Raw genomic sequence first — 21739 nt, 5'->3', positions numbered from 1 at the left:
TTATTAGTATCACATCCTTATAAGACCATATGAAAAACCGCTCCTAAACTTTCGTTTAAGAGCGGTTTTTTAAAAAAATATTTATTTAACTGGAGTATCAGCCACTAGTTCGATATCGATATAATCGAAATCAGTATCATAACCGAAGTCCCAGTTTTTAACACGATCATTGATTGGAAGTAATTCATAACGGAATTGCATAGGAATTACAGCAGAAACATCTTGCATATATTCTTGCCATTCACGGAACTTCTTAGCACGGAATTCTCCATCAATTGCTTCAGGAGAATCGATTGCAGTTAACAATCCTTCAAGGTCTTCAGATGTGTAACGGCTGAAGTTATATACCGCTGTTTTAGAGTATAATCCTGCTGGAGATGGGTTTGTACCTGTACCCCATGCGCCCATGAATACATCGATTTCTGGATCATCCGCTTGTACTTTATCATAGAATGTGTTGAATTCAATTAGACGACCTGTAGCTAATTGTACGTCTAAACCAACCTCACCCCAGTTTTGTAAATAGTAAGAGATTACTTGTTCTTGTGTTTCATCACCAGCCATAGCTGCTAATTTAATAGAAAGTTTTTCTCCTTTTGGATCTTCACGTAGACCATCGCCATCTGTATCTTTATATCCAGCATCGTCTAGTAGTTTTTTAGCTTTTTCTGGATCATAGTTATATCCTTCAATAGATGCATCATGGAATGATTTAAATACTGGTGGAATTAGAGAGTTAGCACGTTCACGTAAGTCGAAGTAAAATACTTCATTAACTTGCTCGATGTCTAAAGCATAACCCATTGCTTGACGTAATACTTTGTCACCCATTTTTGCTTCTTCTTCATTTGTAATTGCAAGACTTGCATCATAGTCATATTTCCCAAGTTTGAATCCTACATAAGAGTAGTACAATTCTTGACGACCAAGAAGCGAAATATTTTCAAGATCTTTCACATTTTCATAAGCGCTTGTTGGGAAAGAAAGAGCTAAATCGTACTCACCAGTTTCTAATGCTTTCGCAGCTGATGCAGTTGGAACTGTTTTGATCACTACGCCGTCCAGTTTTGCTTGACCTTTCCAGTAGTTGTCATTGCGTACAAATTGTACAGTCTCACCAGGAACGATTTTGTCGAATTTGAATGCCCCTAGAGTAACTGGGTTTTTACGTACAGCATCACTTTCAAGTAATTCAGCAACAGGAATATCTTTTACGATATGACTTGGTTCAGCATAAAACCATAGTCCATCTCCACCTGAGTAGATTGCTGGAGAAACTTTGTTGAATGAAATTTCTAAAGTAGTTTCATCCACTTTTTTCAATCCTGAAATTGTATCTGCTTTTCCATCATGATATTCTACAGCACCAACGATATTTTGGAAGTCTGAATCATAACGAACTCCTGCATAATCAGGATGGCCAATAATTAAGTAAGGTTGGATTAAATCCTCAATTTTAAGTGGCTCTCCGTCTGACCATTTAACTCCGTCTTGAATCTTAATAGTTGCTTTATTGCTAGCTTCGTCAACATCTAATGTAGCAATGCCACCATCAGAAATTAGGAAATCTCCATCAGTGTCAAATAGTACATTACTTGAGTAAGCCATAATTTCAGAATCATAAGCATCTTCATATAGAGTATAAGAGAAGATACCTTGGAATGGAGAATCATTTACTAATGCAACTTGTAAAGTTCCTCCTTTAATAGCTTCGCCTTCGTTATCAAGTACTACAGAGAATAAATCGTCTGAGGCAGGCTCTTCAGCATTTTCCTCTGCACCATCATCTTCCTTTTCTCCACCGTCTTCTGTCTTATCCGGCTCATCAGCAGGTTTTGAAGTGTCTTCATCTGAATTACACGCGGCAAGAACTAGCATCATTGTCAAAAGTAATGCAAGTAAAGCTAAAAGTTTCTTATTCATTCTTTTTCCTCCTTTTTATTCTCTTTTTATATATCAAACGCTCTAGCGTCTAATAACTATTTTTAACCAAGTCGTTGACGTGCATCAGCAGATCTTCGAATTGCCTGACCAACATAATTGATCGCTAACATAAGTAATAAGATTAGTAATGCTGCTGGCAACCAGTTCCACCAGGCATTTTCCATGATGAATGGATCTGTTGCATAGCTTACAAGTGTTCCTAAACTTGGTGTAGACGGCGGTAAACCAAAACCTAAAAACGATAGTCCAGTTTCCAATCCGACATTTCCGGCAAAATTTAGTGTCATCTCCACGATTAATAGAGAGCTTAAATTCGGCATCATTTCTTTGAAAATAATAACGAAATTACCTGTGCCTAATGTTTTCGATGCATTTATATAGTCTCTTCTACTTTCAGAAAGAGCTTTACTTCGAATAACCCGCGCAGTACCTACCCATAAGAATACACTCATTATTAAAATGAATATGAGAATATTATATTTTGGTACGATAGTTACAAATACAATGATAATCATTAGAGAAGGTATAGTAATGAAGAAATCAATAATACGCATAAAGATATTATCAATCCATCCTCCAAAATAGCCTGTCACTAAACCAATGACTACACCGATAAAGCCTGTTAATAATGTAACTGATATTGCAATTGTCAATGAGTTACGCGCACCTACTACTAATTGGCCAAGGATATCCCGCCCGCCTTTATCGGCTCCTAACCAGAATTTTTCACCTGGTTCTGCTAGCTTGTCACGCAAGCTTATTCGCATAAGCTGAGTTTGGTCAATTTGCCATGCCCATATATATATGCTTCCAATAACTACAATTAACGATATTAATGAGAACATTGCTAATTTATCTTTCATGAACTCCCGCGCAATAACTTGAAAACCAGTCGGGGGAGAGCTTACTTTCATCTCTTTTGATGCTTCAATAGCTTCCGTATTTTTCATTATTTGGACTCTCCTTATCCATTATTTTTTAGTCAATCCTAATTCGAGGGTCAACGATGCTCATGATGATATCGGATAATAGACTTCCTAATAATGTTAAGAATCCAAAAAGCATAACAAGTGCTGTAATTACACTATAATCACGCCCATTAATTGCGTGAATGAACAATTGTCCCATACCATGATATCCAAAAATAGTTTCAATAAAGATAGATCCAGTTAGAAGTCCTGTAATAGTAAACCCTAAAAAGGCTGCAATCGGTAACAACGAGTTACGTAATATATGACGAGAATACACTTTATTGATCGGAATACCTTTACTTTTCGCAGTCCGTACATAATCTAACGACTTAGAATCAATAATTTCGGAACGTAGGTACTGAATAATCCCAGTAGTCGCAAGTAAGGCATACGTAATCGCTGGTAATAAAATATGATAGAACTTACTCCATATAAAGCCAGCTGTTCCAGACTCGTATTTAATATCTACGGTCCCACTAGTAGGGAACCAACCTAATTCATATCCGAAGAAGAACAGATTGATCAATCCTAATACAAATGTTGGTATGGCAAAAACTATAAAGCTATACAATACAATCGTTTTATCTAGGAGAGAGTCATGGAATCTACCAGCTATAACTCCTAGTGGAATGGCAATTAAATATAATAAAAATACACTTAACAAAGATAACCATAATGTATTCAACGCACGTTCTCCGATTAAATCAGCAACAGGGACGTTAAAGGTGTAGCTACGTCCAAAGTCTCCTTGAAAAGCATTCCCAATCCAGTTCACATATTGAACATACCATGGGTCATAGAAACCAGCTTTAATACGAAGTTCTTCTACTCTAGCGGGATCTGTTTCTGGAGTGATTAATCCTGTAAAAGGGTCCCCAGGCATAAACTTCGCCATAATAAATATTAAAAGACTAAGTACAAATAATTGTGGAATCATTACGAGAATACGCCTAATTATTGTTTTCCACATATTACATGCCCCCTTTGTTCTGAGCACTCATTGCCACTTGATGTGTATTGGAGATTGTTTGTAAATCAAAAACTCTTCCATTCTCATCATAATAATTATGGTGATTCGTTAAATAATCTACTTCTACAGCTCTTCGGATATTCTTTCGCTCTTCACGATTTGTAGGATTTACCTCCGGTATTGCAGACAGTAATCTTTTCGTATATATATGTTGAGGATTTGTATAAATATCATTTCGATTACCAGACTCTACAAAACGTCCTTTATACATAATCGAGATATTATCACACATATGTTTAACTACTCCCAGATCGTGGGATATAAATAAGAAACTCAATCCAAACTCCTCTTGAATATCTTTTAAGAAGTTTAAAACCTGTGCCTGAACGGATAAATCGAGTGCCGATACTGGTTCATCAGCAATAATTAGTTTAGGATTGCTTGCAATTGCTCTTGCTATACCTATACGTTGTTTTTGTCCACCTGAAAATTCATGGGGATATTTGATTCTTGCTTCCTCACTCATCCCAACAATCGCCAATAATTCATTTATTCTTTTTCTTTCTTCACCAGGAGAAAGTTTCAAGAAATTACGAATAGGTTCTGCGATGATATCCTCTACTCTTTTTCGCGGATTCAAACTAGAGTGTGCATCCTGGAAAATCATTTGGATATCACGGTTATAGGCGGAATTTCTACTTCTTACTTTGTTTGTAACATCCACGCCTTCATAAATAATGTTTCCAGATGTAATTTTCTCTAGACCGATAATAGATTTGCCAGTTGTAGATTTTCCACAACCTGATTCTCCTACTAGTCCATATGCTTTCCCTTTTTCAAATTCAAGATTTATTCCATCTACAGCGTGCACATTATCTACAACTGTATTGAAAAATCCTCCACGAATAGGGTAATGCACCTTTAGGTCATTAATTTGCATGAAACTCATAGGGGATTACCTCCTTTTTCACTTTCAAAGTGAAAATGCTGCCAGCATGTACATCTAACGAGATGACCTGGAGATACTTCATGCAATGTCGGATTTTCTTCATGTGCTTCAGCAGGAATCCAAGGGATACGATCTGCAAATCTACATCCTACTCTTGGTAATTTTACTAACGATGGTACCATTCCTTGTATTACTTGTAGCTTTTCATTCTCACTATTCATCTGTGGAATAGAATTTAGTAGTGAACGTGTATATGGATGTCTAGGATTTGCAAACAACTCATCTACAGGTGCTTCTTCAATAATTTGCCCAGCATACATAACTACAACACGGTCAGCCGTTTCAGCTACTACACCTAAATCATGTGTGATTAATACAATACCTGCTCCTGTTTCATTTTGAAGTTCTTTCAACAGATCCAGAATCTGAGCTTGAATTGTAACATCTAATGCAGTTGTCGGTTCATCAGCAATAATAATATTTGGTTTACAAGAAATAGCAATTGCAATAATTACACGTTGTCTCATCCCGCCTGAAAGTTGGTGGGGAAACTGTTTAGCAATTCGATCTGGATTCGGGATTCCTACTTGTTTTAGTAATTCTAATACACGCGTATTGCGCTCTTGTTTTGACATTTTAGTATGATACACAAGACCTTCTTCAATCTGCTCACCAATTCTCATTAATGGGTTTAAAGCTGATAACGGATCTTGGAAAATCATTCCTATCTCTTCTCCACGGACATCATTTAACTTATCCTCTTTCAACAGGGTTAGGTTTTCCCCATTATATAGAATTTCTCCTTGAACTCGTGTCTTGTTATGATCATATAGTCCAATAATAGAAGTGGCTAATGTAGATTTCCCACAACCTGACTCGCCCACTACTGCAAGTATTTCATTTTTTCTTAAGGTTAGAGATACACCATCAACCGCATCGTAATATGTATCTTTTATGCGAAAACCTGTATGTAAGTCGTTTATGGTTAAAATCTGTTCTAAGTTGTTCAACATATTGCTCCTTTCAGTAATCGCTCTACTAAACTATTATTTTAGAAGTCTACTTGCTCATTCAATGTTTAAATTTTCTGTTTATTATTACCTTCTGGTTAAATTCTATTACAGTTCTATTACAATCGCAATATTATTTTTTCAATATTTGATTAATTGGATACTTTGAGAAAATTTAAATAATCTAAAAAGCTAGTTATAACATACGATTGAGGCATATATAAATAATTAAATTATTTTATTGGAATATTAATATATTCGTCATATTTCAACATTTTCTCTTACAAAAAAGTTGTTTTGTGTATTAAAACACTGACGAATCAACACTTTAAAGCGATGAATTATAGAATTCAAAAAAAGCATTTCCAAATAAACCTTGGAAATGCTTTGAGAGAATAATTTTATATTTTTTTGAATAAAATACTTGCATTATGTCCACCGAAACCTAATGAATTACTCATAGCATATTCGATGTCTTCTTTTCTTGCAGCATTTGGTACATAGTCTAAATCACATTCTGGATCTGGAGTGTCTAAATTCATTGTCGGTGGCAATATTCCCTCTTTTAATGCTAATACAGTGAAGATTGCTTCAACGCCACCTGCAGCACCTAAAAGGTGGCCTGTCATAGACTTAGTAGAACTCATAGCAAGTTTATATGCATGTTCTCCAAACACAGTTTTCACTGCCATTGTTTCAAAATGGTCGTTGTATGGTGTACTCGTTCCATGCGCATTAATATAATCTACTTGTTCTGGTGAAATTGTAGCATCGTCAAGTGCTTGTTTCATCGCACGAGCTGCACCTTCGCCTCCTGGTGCTGGTGCTGTAATATGATGTGCATCTCCAGTTGAGCCATATCCGATAATTTCCGCATAAATTTTAGCTCCACGTGCAACGGCATGTTCATATTCCTCTAAAATAATAATCCCAGCGCCTTCTCCAATTACAAATCCATCGCGATTTGCATCGAATGGACGAGATGCTTTCTCAGGATCTGTATTTAACGTAAGGGCAGTATTTGATACAAATCCTGCTACAGACATATGAGTAATAGGTGATTCTGCTCCGCCTGTAATCATCACGTCTGCATCCCCACGTTCAATCACCTTAAATGCATCTCCAATTGAGTTTGTGCCAGATGCACAAGCTGTTACCGAACAAGAATTAATAGCCTTCGCGCCAAAATGAATGGATACTTGCCCTGCTGCCATATCTGGAATCATCATTGGTACAAAAAATGGACTTACTCGGCGTGCTCCTTTCTCTAAAAAGACACGGAATTGTGCTTCATAAGTCTCCATTCCCCCTATACCAGAACCAATCCATACTCCTGTACGAAGACCAATTTCTTCTGTTATTGTCAGGTTGGCATCTTCGACAGCCATAATAGAAGCAGCTAATGCGTAATGGGTAAAGCGATCCATTTTTCGTGCTTCTTTTCTTTCAATATATTTTTCTATATCAAAGTCTTTTACTTCAGCAGCAACCTTAGCAGCAAACTGTGATGCATCTAATCTTGTCAGCATACCTACACCAGATTTTCCTTCTTTAATACCCGACCAAGTTGTTTCTATATTATTACCTAGTGGTGTAACAGCTCCTAAACCCGTAACTACTACTCTGCGTTTCATCATGTAAGATTCATCCTTCCAAATTGTTCGCTTATTTTCCCCATTTTAATGCAATTGCACCCCAAGTTAATCCTCCACCAAAGCCAACCATCACAATAATATCATCATCTTTTACTTTGCCATTTATCACTTCATCATATAAAGACAATGGGATAGAAGCCGAAGATGTATTACCGTATTTATGGATTGTTTTAGACATCTTTTCAATTGGTAATCCTAGTCTTTCTCTGGACGATTCCATTATACGGATATTGGCTTGATGTGGAATGAGCATATCCACTTCTTCTTTGTTTAGACCAGCTTTTTCTATTACATTGATCGCAGATTCGCCCATTTGTCTTACTGCAAATTTAAAAACTTCTCGTCCATTCATGTGAAGATGAGGACCTTCTTGTGATAAATGCTTCCCACCACTACCATCAGCACCGAGTTCAAAAGATAAAATTCCTCGTCCTTCTGACACTTTACTAATTACCGCAGCACCAGCACCATCTCCGAATAATACTGCTGTATTTCTATCTTCCCAATTAGTAATTTTAGAGAGTTTTTCTACTCCCACAACAAGCACGTGGGAATATGTATCAGACTCCACAAATTGCTTTGCTGTAACAAGTCCATACATAAAACCTGCACAAGCAGCCGACAAGTCCATTGCAGCAGCATTTGTTGCGCCAATTTGTTCCTGTATCATTGTTGAGACACTTGGAAAAGGACGGTCTGGTGTTACCGTCGCTACAAGTATCAATCCAATTTGATCAGCTGTTATTCCTGCGTCTTTTATAGCTTCTTTTGCAGCTTTCACAGCCATATGAGATGTATTTTCTTCTTCTCCAGCAATTCTACGTTCTTCTATACCAGTCATTGTTCTTATCCATTCATCAGATGTATCCATTCTTTTCTCAAGGTCTTCATTTGTCAAAACATGCTCAGGTGAATATGTTCCTAAACCAATTATTCCCGCATTCATGAAAGTTCCTCTTTTCTTATAATCTATTATTAGTACCTGGTATTAATAATAACGAATATATGTACATTTTTCAACAACAGAGTTCCTTTTGCCAAATATTCTTTTGTAATATGCTATGCTATGTTATGATATATATATAAAATTAGCGCCTGAGGTGAAATTACATGCAATATATAATGACAGTATTTTGGTCAGTAGTTTTAGTTACAATGTTAAATTATGTAGTAAGTTCCGTGCAAAACGTTGAATTTGTGTTCATGAATGGTATTATCATGTCCATTCCAGTTGCAATTATGGTTCTAATTATCGCAGCTATCATTCCTGAGGAACCAACAGCTAAAGCACATCACTAAAAAAGCCTTCCCACACGGGAGGCTTTTTTAGGTTCTATAATATTTGTTGGGGTTTTTCTACAATTGTGCATAAAAAAATGCACGTAACTTCCGATTCTTTTATACTTGAATTGTCGAGAAACAAGTATGAAAAGGAGCTACGTGCAAATGAATTTTACCATGAATATGCCAGGATTAAAAGATGTAACTATCCAAAAGGTGGAGGAAACAGGTGAGAGAATTGCTCTTCACGTTTCACTGCCAAAGAAAGCGCATAGCTGTCCAAACTGTCATCAATTTACGTCCAAAGTCCATGATTATCGGGTTCAAAAGATTAAGCATTTAAAATGGTTTGAGCGATTAACAATACTTTTTTATAAACGTCGTCGTTATGCATGTAAATGTGGGAAGCGCTTCTCGGAGAAATCCCCTTTCGTGGATAAATATCAGCGTTTCTCAAAAGAATGGAATCAAGTCGTACGTATACGTTCCATTAAGGCTAAAACTTTCAAAGAAGCCGGCGAAGTACTTGGTTCTTCGAGTTCAACGGTGATGCGTCGTTTTAAAGAGGCTGCGAAAACAGAGCTTATCAGTGGAGTTAGCTTACCTAAAGCTATTGCGATTGATGAGTATAAAGGAGATACAGATGCAGGCACATATCAGCTGATTATTGCCAATGCCGAAACACATGAACCGATTGATATATTGCCTAACCGCCGCAAAGAAACGGTAAAAGACTATCTTTCGAAGCATGGTGCCAATGTAGAAATCGTAGTGATGGATATGAATCCGAGCTTTAAAGCAGCCGTGAGAAAGGCCCTAGGCCAGCCAGTGATTGTGGCCGATCGCTTCCACTACTGTCGATATATTTATTGGGCGTTAGATGAAGTTCGTCGTCAAGTTCAAAAAGAGTGGCATGAATACGACCGCAAGAAATGTAAGAGAATGCGCCATGTCTTGTACAAGAGACAAGAGAAATTAACAAAAACCAACGCTTGGTATTTAGCTCGTTATACGAACATGTCTGAAACATTGAAACAGGCACATGAACTCAAAGAGGCATACTGCAAATGGTTTGATTGGGCAAAAGAAACGAAGGATTTAGTAGAAGTAAAAAAACAATTAGAAGCTTTTTACCGTAAGGTAGAGGACAGTAAAATTCCAGCCTTTATAAAAGCTATTCGAACCTTTAAAAACTGGCAAACTGAGATCTTAAATAGCTTTAGTTTTGGTTATTCGAATGGCTTTCTGGAGGGCATTAATAATAAAACGAAAGTGATGAAGCGTAACGCATATGGTTTTCGTCGCTTCGATCACTTTCGCGCAAAGATTTTATTAAATATAAAGTATAAAGAAATCGGAGTTCATCTCGGTTAAAGAGAGGAGTGGAAATGTCACCACCCCAACATTTGACGTTGAACCCTTTTTTATATGCAATATAGTTATATACGAGAAATACTACCGGTCTTACATGTAACTTTCCATCATGATTTTCAGTTCATCTTCTTCCATTTTAGCAACTACCTTACTGCCAGGTAGAACAGTACCACCGATTAGCAGTTTAGCTACTGCCGTTTCTAAGTAACGTTGAATATATCGTCTCAATGGTCTTGCACCAAAAGCTGCATCTGTACCTTCCTCAACAATCCACTGTATCACTGAATCATCTACTTGCAACTCAATTTCTTGCTCATGCAAACGACTTTGAAGTTGTTTCACATATTTTTCTGTAATCTTAATGAAATGATGCGTGGTTAAGGAATGGAACATAATAATATCATCTAAGCGATTTAATAATTCTGGTTTAAAATGTTCACGTAATGCACTCATCACAAGGCTTTCATCTTGTTCCGATACTTCCCCAGTTGTATTTGCTAAGTACCCTGAGCCAATATTAGAAGTTAAGATGACAATTGTATTTGTAAAGTTTACTATTCTACCTTGGCTATCTGTTATTCGTCCATCATCCATCAATTGCAATAAAATATTTGCGACATCTGGATGTGCTTTTTCTATTTCATCGAGCAACACGACTGAATACGGATTTCTACGAACAGCCTCTGTTAATTGACCACCTTCTTCATACCCGATATATCCTGGAGGTGCTCCAACCAAACGAGAAACACTGTGCTTTTCCATATATTCCGACATATCAATACGTATAAAATGCTCCTCAGAGTCAAATAAATTTGCCGCTAATGATTTAGCAAGTTCCGTTTTACCAACTCCCGTAGGTCCTAAAAATAAGAAAGAGCCAATTGGTTTATGAGGATCTTTAATACCTGCTCTTGCACGCCAAACCGCCTCTGTCACTAACTGGACAGCTTGATCTTGTCCAACTACTCGCTCTCCTAATGTTTCATTCAAGCGTAAAAGCTTTTCTCTTTCTCCCTCTACCAGCTTTGTTACAGGAATACCAGTCCATCTTGAAACAATAGAGGCAATTTCCTCTGCTGTTACCTCTTCTCGTAATAGACGAGTTTCTGTATCTTCATTTACTTGGTTTTCATACACTTGAAGCTCTTTTTCTAGTGTGGGAATTTTACCATGGCGAAGCTCTGCTGCTAAGTTTAAATCGTATTGATTTTCCGCCTCTTCTAATTCTCGGCGATAGAGATCCAGTACTTCTCGTTTTTGTTGAATTACTTGAATAGCCTCTTTTTCTAGCTGCCATTTTGTTCGCATTTCACTTGTTGAAGTCTCTAATTCTTTTAAATCCTTACGCAATTGCTCTAGTCTTTTTTGACTTGCGGCATCCTTTTCTTTCATTAACGCTTGTTCTTCAATTTGAAGCTGCATCATTTTTCTTGTAACTTCGTCGAGTTCCTGCGGCATTGAATCGATTTCTGTCCGAATCATCGCGCAAGCCTCATCAACTAAATCGATTGCTTTGTCTGGCAAAAAACGTTCAGTTATATAGCGATTTGAAAGCTCTGCCGCCGCTACAATTGCTCGGTCATGGATTCGCACCCCATGATGTAGTTCATAGCGCTCTTTCAGTCCGCGTAAAATAGAAACTGTATCTTCTATAGAAGGTTCTCTGACCATTACTTGTTGGAAGCGTCTTTCAAGTGCTGGGTCCTTCTCAATATACATGCGATATTCATCGAGTGTTGTAGCTCCAATACAATGCAATTCCCCGCGCGCTAACATTGGTTTCAACATATTACCGGCATCCATTGCACCATCTGATTTCCCTGCGCCAACTATCGTATGAATTTCATCGATGAATAAAATAATTTGTCCTTCGCTATCTTTCACTTGTTTTAAAACGGCTTGAAGGCGTTCTTCAAATTCTCCGCGATATTTTGCACCAGCGATTAACGAACTCATATCAAGCTCAAAAATCTGTTTCTCTTTCAATCCTTCTGGTACATCCTTACGTACAATTCGCTGGGCGAGTCCTTCTACAATGGCCGTTTTACCTACCCCTGGTTCGCCTATTAATACAGGATTATTTTTCGTTTTTCTCGAAAGGATTCGAATAACATCCCTTATTTCCTGATCACGCCCAATAACAGGATCCATTTTCCCCTCTTTGACTGCATTTACTAGATTTCTACCGTACGTTTCTAAAGGACTTTTTTCATCTTGCTGTTTCATTTGCATTTTACAAACCTCTCCTCACGAAATAGTTTGACCTTCTTTGACTAATATAAGTATACGTTTTCCCTATAACCTTTGTAAAGAAATATGGCATGATATTTGGTTAAGTAAATTACCTAAATATGCTATTATATATGAAAGTGCACATATGAAAACAAATGTGAATATCGGAAAGGAAGTAATAATTATGAATGAACAAAGTTCCAATTCACAAGGTATACATGCACTATTCGAACAATATGGAGCCAACTTAAAAATAGATAAAGATCAATCCATTTTTTTAGAAGGTGAAAGATCAGAAGATGTTTTTCTTGTAAAAACTGGTACCATTCGCATAAGTAAGGATACAGAAAGCGGAAAAATATTAACTTTGAGAATTACTGGAAATAATACGATTATAGGAGAAACTTCTATTTTTTGCGAAGTTTTGTATCATTCCGTTTCGGCAAATGCAATAGAACCTACCCACTTATTAGTATTATCTCGTTCTACATTGGAAAAATACTTATCGGATGATTCTACCCTTATGAAAGAATGGCTTCAAATCCTACAAGTGCATAATTTAAAAAACGAAACTCGCTTAAGAGATTTATTGCTCCATGGGAAAAAAGGTGCGTTATTGTCCACATTAATACGATTAACAAATACGTATGGGGTAAAACAAGAGGATGGTGGTATACTAATAGATCGCGCATTGACCAATCAAGAATTGGCCAACTTTTGTGCTACTAGCAGAGAAGTTGTAAATCGAATTTTAAATGACTTAAAGAAAAAAAGGGTTTTATCGTTAGATAATGGTATGATTACAATTCATAATCTACCTTTTTTACGCACAGAAGTTGAGTGTGATAACTGTCCATTGCATATTTGTCGAATTGACTAGCTGCTGAGCTAATTCAGCGGCTTTTTTGTTTGGATTTTGGAAGGTGAAACTTAGGTGGAATCGTGTTTAACTCAGGGCACTATTGTGGAGCTTAATAATAAAAAGTCGAATCTACTATGATTCGACTTTTTACTCGATGTATTTTATTACCTAATTCCTAGTGCTATTTTAGCGTAGCGGGACATATTGTCTTTTGACCATGGTGGATTGAAGACAACATTCACATCTGTTCCTTTTACTTCAGGTAGTTCACTAAGTGCTGTTTTTACTTGATCTACAATCTGTGGACCCATTGGACAACCGATTGATGTTAATGTCATGGTAACTTTTGCAATATCTTCATCTGCTAATTGCACATCATATACTAAACCTAAATTGACAATATCTATGCCTAGTTCAGGGTCGATAACATTTTCCAGAGCGGCCATCATACTATCCTTCATGTCTTGTTCTTCATCTTGACTCATATTGAAAACCTCCTCTATTTTATCCCGCTTAACAGGCTATATATCAATCATATCAAACTCAACAGTTTATGCCAAACTATCCGCAAGCCACTGCATAGAAGCTAGCAATCCTTTTCGTGATACTGCATGTCCCGCTGACTTCTCGTTCATCAAGACTATATTCTTTTTATCATATCGCTTTCTAAGCGAAGCGATAAATTGGGCAGTTGGTTCATATGGTACTACAGGATCCTTTTCTCCATGCCAGAAGAATAATGGCGTTTCAATAAGATTATCAGGATAGTTTGATGCGTCAAAAGTAGCTAATGTGTCGAACATATTTTTTCGTTCAACCGCATTCAATGGTACTTTGAATCCTTTTTGTTCAACGGAAGCAATTTGTCCTTTTGCAAGTTCTACATAACCAGGCGTACCCATCATAATAGCAGCAGCGTCAATCCATGGATAGACTGTTAAACAGCCTAGAGTAGTAATACCGCCCATTGACGTTCCACCTATACCAATTTTTTGACCTGTGAAATAGCCACGTTTTTCTAACTCAAGCTTAATATGCCCAACTTCTTCGATAGAAGTTAAAACAATTTCCCAAAAACGAAGACTTATTTCTACTTCATCTAATTTTTCATCTCGTTCTCCATGTAGATGTGCATCTGGTAAAATGACGCGACAGCCTTGTTGTACAAGCTGGTAAGCGTAATGTAGGTTATGCTCTTTTCCACTTTCAAATCCGTGTAAAAAGATGACAATTGGAGCATCCTTTTTTGTTTCTTCTTTAAAAATATGTAATAACGGAATGTTTCCCCATGCCTCGGTAGTAACTATCATTGCTATCCCGCCTTTCTTCTTTCATTATTCTACCAAAGTAATCTTAAGAGTTCAAAGAGGCTGATTTTACATTTTGACGTTATTCATTGAAAACGATACACTTTAAAGTAAGATAGAAGGGAGTTTTTTTTAATGAAACCACATTTAATCGTGTTAGATTTAGATGGTACTTTATTGACCGATGAAAAAGTAATTTCAACAAAAACTAAAAATATACTTCAGCAGGCAAAAAATGAGGGACATGAAGTAATGATTGCCACTGGTAGACCTTATAGATCCAGTGAAATGTATTATAAAGAGCTCGGTTTGAGTACACCAATTGTTAACTTTAACGGAGCATTTGTTCATCATCCTGGAAGATCCTCATGGAAAACTGTACATACACCGATAGATTTAAAGGTTGTCAAACAAGTAGTTGAAGCGGTAGAAGGTTATTCCATCAAAAATATGCTCGCGGAGGTATTAGATGATGTATATTTACATTATCACGATGAAAAAATACTCTCAGCATTTTCATTAGGGAATCCACAGGTAACTACCGGAGATTTACGTAGCCTTTTGAAAACAGACCCAACTAGTTTACTAATCCACGCAGAAGAAGACTCGGTCGATTTAGTACGCCAGCATTTAAGAGATGTTCACGCGGAAGTAATTGATCATCGTCGATGGGGTGCACCTTGGGATGTTATTGAAATTGTACGCCATGGTTTAAATAAGGCGGTTGGACTCTCCCAAGTATCCAAGTTCTTAAATATACCAAAGGAACGTATTATTGCGTTTGGTGATGAAGATAATGATTTAGAAATGATAGAATATGCTGGTGTTGGTGTAGCTATGGGTAATGCAATTAGTCCTCTTCAATCCATCGCCAATGAAGTAACTTTAACGAATAATGAAGATGGTATTGCAGAATTCCTAATAGAAAGATTAAACTTAACTAAATAGATTCTGCTGTTTTTCACTCCAGACGGACGCTTTACCCTCAACAACCAAAATCAACAATTTCTAAAAATGATTATAAATATGTTACCATGCAAAAGTTATATTATATTTGAAACAAGTAATTATGAAATTAACTCAAATAAATAGAGTTACAGGAGGATGGGAAATGAGAATATTTGCTGATAGTGCTTCAGATTTACCTAAGAGTTTTTTTGAAGAAAATAACGTTCTTTTAGCACCACTTAGAGTTCATATTGAGGAAGATGAATACGAGGATATTATTAGTATTGATTCTTCGGAAGTTTATGCTGCAATACGTGCAGGGAAGCATCCAAAAACTTCACAAGTTTCACCTGAATTATTTTTGCGCTTATTTGAAGATCTTGCAAAGTCAGGAGAAGAAGGATTATATATTGCATTTTCATCGGCTCTTTCCGGAACCTACAGCACAGCTATGATGATGCGGGAGCAATTATTAGAAACGTATCCAGATTTAAAACTGACGATTATCGATACTCAATGTGCATCACTAGGATATGGTTTGGTCGTTAAAGAAGTAGTTAGACTGCGTGATGAAGGAATGGATGCGGCTCAAATTATTGAAAAAGCACATTTTCATGCCGAGCATATGGAACATTTATTTACCGTGGAGGATTTAGATTATTTAGCACGTGGTGGGAGAGTTTCTAAAGCGAGCGCATTTGTTGGAGGGTTACTTAATATTAAACCACTGCTCCACGTAGAAGAAGGCAAACTCGTGCCTTTAGAGAAAATTCGTGGACGTAAAAAAGTGTTGAAGCGTATGCTTGATATGATGGATGAACGAGGAGATACTATAAGTGAACAGACAATCGCTCTTTGTCATAGTGATGATGAAGCGACAGTACTAGATTTAAAGCAAATGATTGTAGAAAGATTCAATCCGAAGAATATTGAAATATATTCCATCGGTTCAACTATTGGTGCGCACGTTGGTCCAGGAACAATGGGACTGTTTTTCTTAAATAAACGACCATAAAAGGTAAAGTAAGATCTATAGTTTATGTAGATCTTATTTTTTTTGGAGAATACTTTCTCATTTACTTCACATACTACCATTTACATGGAGAAATTCTGTGAAAATATAAACTAGGAGTGAGACAAATGGGAATTTTGAGTGGTAATCCAAAAGAAGAACCTTTACATTACGGTGAAGTATATGCTCTGTGGTCAAACTTAGTAATTAATAACGGGTTAATCGCCGCATATCAAACTTTTTATAATCATGCAGGTGATGATGAACTAAAACAGTTGATAGAAGAGTGCTATAAAGCTATGGAAGAAGAAAATAAACAAATTGAGAAGATATTAAAAGTAAATTCCGTTGGTTTACCACCTGCACCCCCTGCTCGCGCAGATGCTCGACTTGAAGATATTCCGGTTGGTGCACGATTTAATGACCCTGAAATTGGAGCGGCATTAGCCATGGATTCAGCTGCTGGACTAGTAGCATGTAGCAAAGTAATGGGTGAAAGTATCCGCGAAGATATTGCTATGCTTTACGGACAATTTCATATAGCTAAAACTCAAATTGGTGCAAAAATTCTACGCTTAAACAAAAGTAAAGGGTGGTTGGTATCTCCACCTCTTCATAATTTCCCTAGTAAAAAATAGTTTTTCGCAGTCCCACAAAAAAACTGTTCACCCGTAAATACAGGTGGACAGTTTTTTTAGTTATTTACTTTTTTCTTCATCTACTCGGCGTTGTTTCCCTTTACGCCAAACAATGATCAAAAATAACATAAACAGTAGATAAGCAATGACCATTGCAGAGATATAAGCACTATTTAGTCCTGTATCATCTTTAACTTGATATACTTCGACAATCTCTCTATCTAATACTAAACGGTAAGAACCATCATCGGTAGCACGGACTATATCCGATTCAAATAAACCAAGCAGTTCTTTATCTTCACCGATTTCATCACTAGAAAGATCTATTCTTTTGGTCTCACTTGTATTATTCACTACCACATAAAATGTTTCTTCATCCGAAGAACGTTTGTATACTGCATAACCATCTTTGTTTTCTAATAATTCCATTTTACCAGTTCGCATTGCTTCAGACTTTGTGCGAATGGAGGCCATATCCTTTAAGTATTCAATTAACTCTTCATCTACCCGGAAATTCATGATTTGGTGGCTATCTTGTGGTTTTTGACCATTCATCGCTATTTCCGTACCATATGTCATATACGGCACTCCCGGTAATGTAAGAATTGTACCGATTGCCATCTTAATGCGAGTAGGCGGGAACATATTTTCCACTGCACTATGATACGTAATTCTCTCTGTTAACAAATTATCCACCATTACAAGGCTATCTTCATTTGTAGAAGAAATAGACTCTGAAGGTAAATCTGTATTTTTGAAAGTATCCCGGAAATCTATCATTTGCTGTTCTGAATAGTCCAAGTCAAAATTCGCTTCTGACTCTTCGAGTGCGATGACATACATAGGATCACGAACTTCTTTTACTGCAGCGATTAAGTCATTAATAAATGCAGTTGGCGCTCCCTCCAACTCTGACAATTTAACTCCATCAATTTTGTAGGTTTCTGCAAATTTTATGATGGTATCAATAAGAGCCTGTTGTACATCATTATTAGTCAAATCCAATTGCATCTGACCATTTTCTGTTGATAGTACCCAATCACTCTTTTTGTTGTCGGTTGACCAAATATGTTGGTCGCTAAAGTTATTTAGAGGAAATTCAACCATAATCTTTATATCTTTTTTGTGTGATTCATCTAATAACTCGTTAAATTCTTCCGTTGTCCCAAAGTGTCTCTCTAGTTCTTCAAAGTCCAAGATTCGCTTTCCATCATAAGATTCAGTAGAAAAAACAGGACCAATAGAGATTGTAGTGAAACCCATATCTTTAATATGTGTCATCTTTTCTAAAACACCTAGAAAGTCCCCACCTGCGAATGCATTGGGATCTTTGGGATTGACCTCATAATCATTCGTTCCTAATTTATTGAAGTAACGATCTACATATAGATCATAAATACTTTCGTTATGTATAGAGTTATTCGTTTCTGCATTGCTCACCTGAGTTGTTGTAAGGCAAAGACTACTCATCAGCAATCCAGTTATAATCCATTTTGTAAACTTCAAGGTAAATCCTCCTTTGACGCATATACATTTCATTTTAACAAAGCTCTGTTTTAATCGCTATTGTTTCGCCATTAAAGCATTAAATATCTATTATATTTCGTCCAAACTGTGACAGCTATACTAAAAGTATTTCTAGTGCTTTATAACAATGTTTTACATTACGACTACCGAGTGACTTTTTGAGATGTTGCTAGGCTGAAAACACCATCTGTTCCTTTTTCCAATTCCCTTGTCCGCAGTACACTTTTATAAAAAACAAAACCACCAATCACTCTGGTGGTTTCTCGATTTTATGAAATTCTTGAAGGATATGTGATTGGAGTTCACCAGGAGAATCAGTATTGTTTTTTTGTAGATTTGCAATGACAACTGACGCACCTACAAAAACAAGCATTAGAACAATGACTAATATTAGCAATGTTATTCCCACCTAAAGCTCCCCCTCTCTTATTCTCTCAAAATAGCACAATATCAATAAAATGAAAAGAAGCTTTCACTAAGTGAAAGCTTCCCAAAACCTATGCTAAAAAGTTGATACCCATTGGTAATTTGAACCCAAGGAAAAGTGCGATCAAGAAGAAAACAAATACTAACACTAAGAAAGTTGTGTACGGTTTCCCTTTTGCCTTTTTCACTAAAGTCATTTCCATCATTCCAATTACTAATATGCCTGCTAGGAACTTAAATCCGTAAAGCATTCCTTCACCAAAGTCCATGCCCTTGATGAACAAAGCAACCCCAGAAATGATGATTAGGATGTAGAACAAACGTAAAATCATATGAACTACTTTAGGTTTAGCAATCGCTAATGCTACAAAAAATAGGATTAGTGCGACTACCCAAGTGGTAATGTGTAAATCTGTTCTTGCTAGAAAATCCATTTTTTCCACCTCAATATACTTGTAGTTTACTACTATCCTATTTAGTGTACCATGTTACTCGAATTTGTTCACTAATGTACCTATTCCTTCAATAGAAATTTTTACTACATCTCCTGATTTTAAGTAACGTGGTGGATTAAATCCCTTGCCTACCCCAGCCGGTGTTCCAGTTAATATAACATCACCTGGCTCGAGGGTAACAGACTTAGAAATCTCGGCAATAATTTGTTCCACTGAAAACACCATATCGGAAGTTTTACCATTTTGACGAATCTCATCATTTACCTTAGTCACAACAACTAGCTCCTGTGGATTTGGTAACTCATCCTTCGTTACTACATAAGGCCCCATAGGACATGACCCTTCAAGACTTTTCCCTAAGAAATATTGCTGATGCTTCGTTTGTAGATCACGCGCAGTTAAGTCATTGGCAATTGTGTAACCGAATATATAATCATAAGCTAATTTTTCTGGAATATTTTTTCCTTGTTTACCGATTACAATAGCTAGCTCGCCTTCGTAGTCGAAGGAATTTGTAATATCTGCGTGTAATGATAGAGTTTGCTCATCTGCTGCAATGGAAGTGGGAGATTTCGTAAATACAACAAATTGACTTGCCGTTCCACCCATTTCTTTTGCATGATCTGCATAGTTTTTACCAATTGCCATAATATTTTTTGGTGTTCTTGGAATTGGTGAAAGCCACTCTATTTCTGTAAAGGAACGTTTGAAGTTATTTGGCTGTTCAGCCTTTGATGCCGCTTCTACTAATTTACGGATTTGTTCGAGAAAATCCATCCCTAAACCTACTCCATCTATAATAGTAGTGGGAAATTTGGGTAATACTTGGAGCGTCTCCTGAATGTGTAATACATCCCATACTGCCTCTTCTTTTTTTACTTTTGGTCCGAAGTAAATTTTGTCGTTTAAACGGTATGATAACAGTTTCATTTGATGGACACTCCCTTAAAAGTTTTAATCTATCTCTTAGTCTATTACAAATTAACTTCATTTTCATCTATTTTCGACTAATTATTCGAATAAGTCAGTTTTCTCCATAACATTTCTACCGGACCTTGCTTAAATTTCGTAAACCAAATCTCTGCAAAGACTACTTGAAAAGCATAAATCCCTATAGCCATCCACGTTCCTGTGCTTAAATCAATTTTCCCGTATAATCCGAATCCATAAGCATAAAAAATAGTAGTCGCAATAATAGATTGCATTAAATAGGTCGTCATCGACATTCTACCAACCTTCGAAATTGGTGAAAATATTTTTGCTGCGAAAGGAATCGAGCAAACTAATGCAATTATACCTGCGTAGGCTATTGCTTGAAGTGGTCCTCCAAAAGTATCTTGAATACCCATAGTAAATAAGTTTGCTTCTAGTAAATATGGAAGCCATTTAATAACAGTACCGACTATTAACATTACTAACACTGTAATCATCCAATATACTTTTAATTCTCTTGCTCTTTCTATAAGCTTCCATTTTGCTGCTGCTGCACCTAGTAGTAGGAAGGGAACGATAGTAAATAGCATCGAAATGACGATTAGTCCATTTCCACTCATATATAACCAGTCTGCTAAGCGTTGAGAGAAAATATCGCCCCATGATCCTTGGCCATATGCAACAATAGAAGCTTCAATTTCCTGAATGCCAGTATAAATAATCGTGGCATTTGGCTCTAAAAAAGATCCTAAATAAACTAAACCATAAAGTAATCCATTTGGTATTAAGAATAAGAAGATACTAATGAGTAGTAACCAAATTGGCTTTAATCTAATCATCAGTATTAAAACAAATCCTGCTAGGGCATAAGTTATCAAAATATCACCGGCCCAAATAAGAAATGCATGAATACATCCTATTATTAACAATACAGTCAATCGGCGAACGGCAAATTTGGCAAATGGACCGCCGTTAGCCGTAGACTTCCGAAATTGCATAGCCAAACCGTAACCAAATAACATGGAAAACAGTGGATATACACTTCCTTGTACAAAAATGTCAATCATTTTAAACGTTTCATAATCACTTGGGTTTTGAAACCAAGTATACGGATTTATATAAATATATGGAGAGTGGAAAAATAGCATATTAACGACAAATATGCCGAGTAGAGCAAAACCTCTCATGACATCTATCGAGATAATTCGTTCATTGACTCCTGTTGGTTTAATAGACAAGCTTTTT

The 21739-nt window shown here is 36.6% G+C and carries 21 protein-coding genes; 6 read left to right on the top strand and 15 right to left on the bottom strand.

What is annotated here, in order from left to right; genetic code table 11:
• Positions 1-81: 81 nt before the first annotated feature.
• From MKX53_RS04730 to MKX53_RS04700, 7 genes are all read right to left on the bottom strand, one after another.
• On the bottom strand, positions 82-1923 hold the full coding sequence (locus MKX53_RS04730; RefSeq protein ID WP_340909531.1) for an oligopeptide ABC transporter substrate-binding protein: 1842 nt from the start codon (positions 1921-1923) through the stop codon (positions 82-84).
• A gap of 62 nt (positions 1924-1985) precedes the next feature.
• Entirely contained in the window at positions 1986-2894 is a 909-nt protein-coding gene (locus MKX53_RS04725; RefSeq protein WP_093535609.1) for an ABC transporter permease, read from the bottom strand.
• Between the two features lie 28 nt (positions 2895-2922).
• Complete coding sequence (gene opp4B, locus MKX53_RS04720) at positions 2923-3885, bottom strand: oligopeptide ABC transporter permease (protein ID WP_093535611.1); 963 nt, start codon at positions 3883-3885, stop codon at positions 2923-2925.
• A 1-nt stretch (position 3886) separates the two neighbouring features.
• Positions 3887-4834, bottom strand: a complete 948-nt coding sequence (locus MKX53_RS04715; RefSeq protein WP_093535613.1) for an ATP-binding cassette domain-containing protein — start codon at positions 4832-4834, stop codon at positions 3887-3889.
• On the bottom strand, positions 4831-5847 hold the full coding sequence (locus tag MKX53_RS04710) for an ABC transporter ATP-binding protein (RefSeq protein ID WP_445678259.1): 1017 nt from the start codon (positions 5845-5847) through the stop codon (positions 4831-4833). The genes MKX53_RS04715 and MKX53_RS04710 overlap by 4 nt, the downstream gene beginning before the upstream one ends.
• A gap of 398 nt (positions 5848-6245) precedes the next feature.
• Positions 6246-7481 (bottom strand): beta-ketoacyl-ACP synthase II, encoded by a 1236-nt coding sequence (gene fabF, locus MKX53_RS04705; RefSeq protein WP_340909529.1) that lies wholly within the window; start codon positions 7479-7481, stop codon positions 6246-6248.
• Positions 7482-7509: 28 nt separating this feature from the next.
• Positions 7510-8445, bottom strand: coding sequence for a beta-ketoacyl-ACP synthase III (locus tag MKX53_RS04700; RefSeq protein WP_340761765.1), 936 nt, complete (start codon positions 8443-8445; stop codon positions 7510-7512).
• Positions 8446-8609: 164 nt separating this feature from the next.
• On the opposite strand from MKX53_RS04700, the gene MKX53_RS04695 reads away from it, so the two are divergent.
• Both MKX53_RS04695 and MKX53_RS04690 read left to right on the top strand, forming a co-directional pair.
• Positions 8610-8798, top strand: coding sequence for a YjzD family protein (locus MKX53_RS04695; RefSeq protein ID WP_340761764.1), 189 nt, complete (start codon positions 8610-8612; stop codon positions 8796-8798).
• Between the two features lie 147 nt (positions 8799-8945).
• Positions 8946-10154: an ISL3 family transposase gene (locus tag MKX53_RS04690; RefSeq protein ID WP_340908222.1), complete on the top strand. Its 1209-nt coding sequence runs from the start codon at positions 8946-8948 to the stop codon at positions 10152-10154.
• Positions 10155-10244: 90 nt separating this feature from the next.
• Here MKX53_RS04690 and MKX53_RS04685 read toward each other — a convergent pair whose 3' ends face one another.
• The gene (locus MKX53_RS04685) at positions 10245-12386 is read right to left on the bottom strand and encodes an ATP-dependent Clp protease ATP-binding subunit (protein ID WP_340909528.1); all 2142 of its coding nucleotides are present in this window, start codon (positions 12384-12386) and stop codon (positions 10245-10247) included.
• A gap of 184 nt (positions 12387-12570) precedes the next feature.
• On the opposite strand from MKX53_RS04685, the gene MKX53_RS04680 reads away from it, so the two are divergent.
• The gene (locus tag MKX53_RS04680; RefSeq protein ID WP_340909526.1) at positions 12571-13266 is read left to right on the top strand and encodes a Crp/Fnr family transcriptional regulator; all 696 of its coding nucleotides are present in this window, start codon (positions 12571-12573) and stop codon (positions 13264-13266) included.
• 146 nt (positions 13267-13412) lie between these two features.
• Here MKX53_RS04680 and MKX53_RS04675 read toward each other — a convergent pair whose 3' ends face one another.
• A complete protein-coding gene (locus tag MKX53_RS04675) occupies positions 13413-13733 on the bottom strand; it encodes a metal-sulfur cluster assembly factor (protein ID WP_093537336.1) in 321 nt (106 codons plus the stop codon).
• A 66-nt stretch (positions 13734-13799) separates the two neighbouring features.
• Positions 13800-14558: a prolyl oligopeptidase family serine peptidase gene (locus MKX53_RS04670; protein ID WP_340761758.1), complete on the bottom strand. Its 759-nt coding sequence runs from the start codon at positions 14556-14558 to the stop codon at positions 13800-13802.
• 132 nt (positions 14559-14690) lie between these two features.
• Here MKX53_RS04670 and MKX53_RS04665 point away from each other — a divergent pair, with 132 nt between their 5' ends.
• From MKX53_RS04665 to MKX53_RS04655, 3 genes are all read left to right on the top strand, one after another.
• The gene (locus MKX53_RS04665; protein WP_093537334.1) at positions 14691-15503 is read left to right on the top strand and encodes a Cof-type HAD-IIB family hydrolase; all 813 of its coding nucleotides are present in this window, start codon (positions 14691-14693) and stop codon (positions 15501-15503) included.
• A 163-nt stretch (positions 15504-15666) separates the two neighbouring features.
• The gene (locus MKX53_RS04660) at positions 15667-16518 is read left to right on the top strand and encodes a DegV family protein (RefSeq protein WP_093537333.1); all 852 of its coding nucleotides are present in this window, start codon (positions 15667-15669) and stop codon (positions 16516-16518) included.
• 125 nt (positions 16519-16643) lie between these two features.
• On the top strand, positions 16644-17153 hold the full coding sequence (locus MKX53_RS04655) for a DUF3231 family protein (RefSeq protein ID WP_093537332.1): 510 nt from the start codon (positions 16644-16646) through the stop codon (positions 17151-17153).
• A gap of 60 nt (positions 17154-17213) precedes the next feature.
• Here the strand turns inward: MKX53_RS04655 and MKX53_RS04650 are convergent, their stop codons facing one another.
• The 5 genes from MKX53_RS04650 to MKX53_RS04630 form a co-directional block, all read right to left on the bottom strand.
• Positions 17214-18659: an alpha-amylase family glycosyl hydrolase gene (locus MKX53_RS04650; protein ID WP_340909523.1), complete on the bottom strand. Its 1446-nt coding sequence runs from the start codon at positions 18657-18659 to the stop codon at positions 17214-17216.
• Between the two features lie 268 nt (positions 18660-18927).
• The gene (locus tag MKX53_RS04645; RefSeq protein WP_175496271.1) at positions 18928-19089 is read right to left on the bottom strand and encodes a hypothetical protein; all 162 of its coding nucleotides are present in this window, start codon (positions 19087-19089) and stop codon (positions 18928-18930) included.
• Between the two features lie 88 nt (positions 19090-19177).
• The gene (locus MKX53_RS04640) at positions 19178-19540 is read right to left on the bottom strand and encodes a YisL family protein (RefSeq protein WP_093537330.1); all 363 of its coding nucleotides are present in this window, start codon (positions 19538-19540) and stop codon (positions 19178-19180) included.
• A gap of 54 nt (positions 19541-19594) precedes the next feature.
• Entirely contained in the window at positions 19595-20491 is an 897-nt protein-coding gene (locus MKX53_RS04635; protein WP_093537329.1) for a fumarylacetoacetate hydrolase family protein, read from the bottom strand.
• Positions 20492-20568: 77 nt separating this feature from the next.
• On the bottom strand, positions 20569-21732 hold the full coding sequence (locus MKX53_RS04630; RefSeq protein ID WP_340909520.1) for a DUF418 domain-containing protein: 1164 nt from the start codon (positions 21730-21732) through the stop codon (positions 20569-20571).
• Positions 21733-21739: the final 7 nt, after the last annotated feature.

This window comes from Psychrobacillus sp. FSL K6-4615, from assembly GCF_038008225.1.
Classification (GTDB): Bacteria; Bacillota; Bacilli; order Bacillales_A; family Planococcaceae; genus Psychrobacillus; species Psychrobacillus psychrotolerans.
This window is presented reverse-complemented; position numbering and strand designations above follow the sequence as displayed.